At 72.9% G+C, this 3,245-nt stretch carries 4 protein-coding genes; 3 read left to right on the top strand and 1 reads right to left on the bottom strand.

Annotated features, from left to right (window positions below; translation table 11 throughout):
- Positions 1-446, top strand: a 446-nt coding sequence (locus tag AB0J39_RS38885; RefSeq protein ID WP_363474138.1) for a hypothetical protein, incomplete at its 5' end; no start/stop codon positions are given.
- 431 nt (positions 447-877) lie between these two features.
- Positions 878-1,447, top strand: coding sequence for a hemerythrin domain-containing protein (locus AB0J39_RS38890; RefSeq protein WP_363474140.1), 570 nt, complete (start codon positions 878-880; stop codon positions 1,445-1,447).
- A gap of 28 nt (positions 1,448-1,475) precedes the next feature.
- On the opposite strand, the gene AB0J39_RS38895 is transcribed toward AB0J39_RS38890, so the two are convergent.
- On the bottom strand, positions 1,476-2,603 hold the full coding sequence (locus AB0J39_RS38895) for a serine hydrolase domain-containing protein (protein WP_363474142.1): 1,128 nt from the start codon (positions 2,601-2,603) through the stop codon (positions 1,476-1,478).
- 64 nt (positions 2,604-2,667) lie between these two features.
- Between AB0J39_RS38895 and AB0J39_RS38900 the strand changes: the two genes are divergently transcribed.
- Positions 2,668-3,120 carry a MarR family winged helix-turn-helix transcriptional regulator gene (locus AB0J39_RS38900; protein ID WP_363474144.1) on the top strand — a complete coding sequence of 151 codons (453 nt, stop codon included), beginning with the start codon at positions 2,668-2,670 and terminating at the stop codon, positions 3,118-3,120.
- Positions 3,121-3,245 lie beyond the last annotated feature (125 nt).

Genomic DNA, 3,245 nt, shown 5'->3' on the forward strand with positions numbered 1-3,245 from the left:
CTACGGCGAGCGCCCCCGCGCGGAGCACGTACGCCGCGGACCCGACGCCGACCGGCGCCGCGGCCACGGACGCCCCGTCCGGCGGCACGGACGGGACCTACCCTTCGACCGCCTCCGGCCCGAAGACCATCCCGCAGGCGTTCGCGGGCAAGTGGCAGGGTCACATCGCGCCCACCGCAGGGCTCCTCACGAGCGAGTACGACATCGAGATCGAGCTGAAGCGCGGCGAGAAGTCCGGCAGGTGGAAGGAGCCGGCGAACTCGTGCGAGGGCACGCTGCGGCTGACCGGCGGCTCCGGCTCCGCGCTCACGTTCCGGCTGGAAGATGCCCAGGAGTGCGTCCCGGGCGACGTCGTGCTCACGCGCGAGGGCGACGGTCTCGCCTACCGACACACCGACGACCTCGGGCTGTTCGCCTACGAGGGGACTCTCACCAGGGACTCCTGAAATCGTCCCGGGCTCAGCGCCTCCCGGGAGCCCTCGCGGCCCCGGCCGCGAGGGGGATCGCCAGCGGTCCGAGCAGGACAAGCTGGGTCTGGCGCTGGTCGAGAGAGTTCTGGCAGGGGAGGGGCAGGTCACCGTACCAGGGGGTGAAGACGGCAGCGGGCGGGCCGCACCGCCACTCGGGCGATGACGACGGCCACAGTGCCGGCGCCAGGCATGTCAGGACGAGCCACCACGCCGGATGCTAGGCGAACTCCCATGGGCCGACACGCGCGGCCCGTCTCCGATTCGCGGTTCATGGTGTGGAGGATGGCGTCCCGCACTTGTGAGCCGGTTGAAGGGCATGAGGACGAGAGCCGGTACTCCCTGGACAGGACCGGTGTGATCCCTCCGGCGCCGGGTAGTGCGAGCGCGTCCACGCACAGGAGGAATCCATGGCAACCGACGTCATCAGCCTGATCAAGGAAGATCACCGCGACGTGGAGTCGCTGTTCGAGCGGCTCCAGAAGATGCCGGAGAACCGCCCGGCCCTGCTCGCGGAGCTGGCGGCGAAGTTCGTCGCGCACAGCGAGGGCGAGGAGGACGAGGTCTACCCCGTGCTCGCCAGGCGGCGGCCCGAGGAGAAGGAGGAGGTCCACCACGGCGCGGAGGAGCACCACGAGGCCGAGGAGATGTTCTCCCAGCTCCTGGAGGCCGACCCGGACGGCCCCGAGTTCGACACGCTTCTGCAGGAGCTCATCGGGGCGGTGACGCACCACGTCGAGGAGGAGGAGAACGACATCCTCCCGGTCCTGGAGAAGGCCGTCCCCTTCGAGGAGCGGGTCCGGCTCGGCAAGGCCTTCAGCAAGCGGAAGGCCGAGGTGCTGGCCGCCCCGCTCAAGCTGCGCTCGCGGACCAAGGACGAGCTGTTGCACCAGGCCAAGGAGCTGGGGATCGACGGCGCGTCCGGGATGACCAAGGACGAGCTCGTCACCGCCGTCAAGCAGAAGAAGCAGCAGGGCTGAGACATCCCCCGTCGCGGCGCCGGACGTCTCACAGGCAGGCGTACAGCGCCGCGACCATGGGCTCCCACCTCGGGTCGGGTCCCGCCGCGCTGACGACGAGACGACTCGGCGTGTAGGCGAAGGCCACCCCCGCGTCCGGGTCGGCGAAGGCGAGCGCCCCGCCCGAGCCGCTGTGCCCGAAGGCGCGCGGGTTCGGCGCGAACGGCCGGATCTCGCAAGGGAGCATGTAGCCCAGTGCGAACCTGGTCCGCGCCAGAAGGACCTCGTCGTGTCCCTCGCTGCGGGGCGCGACGGCCCGGCCCAGCACGTCCGGGCCGAGGATCCCGCCCGTGCCCCCGGCGGCGCGCCTCCGGCACGACACGAGCCGGCCGTACAGGGTGGCGAGGGCTCTGGCGGTGGCGTGCCCGTTGGACGCGGGGATCTCGGCGGCCCGCCAGCGCGCCGTGTTGGCCAGACCGGGTGTGAGCTGCTCGGCGGGGTTCGCGAAGGCCATCATCGTGATCGAGCCGGGCTCGGACATGGCTGCCGTCAACGCCGCCGGCGGAGCGTCCCCCGCCTGCGGCGGGGCGAGGTAGGCCGCACGGCCCGCCTCCGAGCGGGGCAGGCCGATCCACAGGCCGGGGACGCCCAGCTCGTCGCGGACCAGGTCGCGGACCGGCCGCCCGCTCACACGGCGCAGCACCTCCCCGACGAGCCAGCCGAAGGTCACCGCGTGGTAGCCGTGCCGCTCCCCCGGCGTCCACCACGGACTCTCGGCCGCCAGCGCGGCGGTCATCGCGTCCCAGTCGAACAGGGAGCCCGGCGGCAGCTCCCGGCGTACGGCGGGCAGCCCGGCCCGGTGCGCGAGCAGGTCGGCGATGGTGGTGGGGGTGGCGAACTCCGGCCAGTAACGGGCCACCGGGGCGTCCAGATCGAGCAGCCCGCGCTGGACGTACAGGTGCGCGAGCGTCGCCAGCATTCCCTTGGACGCGGAGAAGACGTTGACGACCGTGTCCCGTTCCCAGGGCCGTACGCCGTCGGCGTCGGCCGTGCCCTGCCAGAGGTCCACGACCAGGCGCCCGCCCGCGTACACGGCGAGGGCGGCGCCGCCTCCCGCTCCTCCGTCCGTCTCCCGGAACGCGTCGGCGACGGCCGCGAAGGCCGGATCACACCGCATGGACACCCTCCAAATTGTTCAACCTCAGTTGCGAAACCATGGTTGAGTATCGGAGCATCGGAACGTGGTGTCAAGCGATCTGACCCTGCTGTTCACGGCTCTGTCCGCGGCCTGCGACGCCGAGGTGCGCGCCCTGATGGCCGCCGCCGGGCACGACCAGGTGCGCACCGTGCACGGATACGTCTTCCAGCACCTTCTCGCCGGTCCCGTACGGGTCTCCGACCTGGCCGGGCTGCTCGGCATGACCCCGCAGGGCGCCTCCAAGGTGGCGGCGGAGATGGAGCGCATCGGCTACGTGGCACGCCGGACCGACCCCGGCGACCAGCGGGCACGGATGATCGAGCTGACGCCGCACGGCAGGGCCGCGGTCGAGGCGGGCCGGGCCGCCCGCGAGGCGGTGTCCGCCCGGATGCTCGGCCTGCTCGACGCGCCCGGGGAGTTCCTCGCGTCGCTCAACCGCCTCGGGGAGGAGACCGGCGCGCTGCGCGAGCTCCTCGCCCGCCGGCTGCGCCCCTGATCAGGTGAGCGCGGGGACCAGGCGGACGAGGTCGGCGAGGCCGTCGGCGACGAGATCGGCCCGGGCGGCGTCCGGGCGGCGGGCGTGGAGGTAGCCCCACGGCCCCCGGCGCAGCAGGGCGGTCC

It is taken from the genome of Microbispora sp. NPDC049633, from assembly GCF_040675265.1.
Lineage (GTDB): Bacteria > Actinomycetota > Actinomycetes > Streptosporangiales > Streptosporangiaceae > Microbispora > Microbispora maris.

What these genes read in the sequence shown, in the direction of transcription:
- AB0J39_RS38895 (WP_363474142.1), bottom strand. Translation starts at nt 2,603, where the DNA reads ATGCGGTGTGATCCGGCCTTCGCGGCCGTCGCCGACGCGTTCCGGGAG.
- AB0J39_RS38890 (WP_363474140.1), top strand. Translation starts at nt 878, where the DNA reads ATGGCAACCGACGTCATCAGCCTGATCAAGGAAGATCACCGCGACGTG.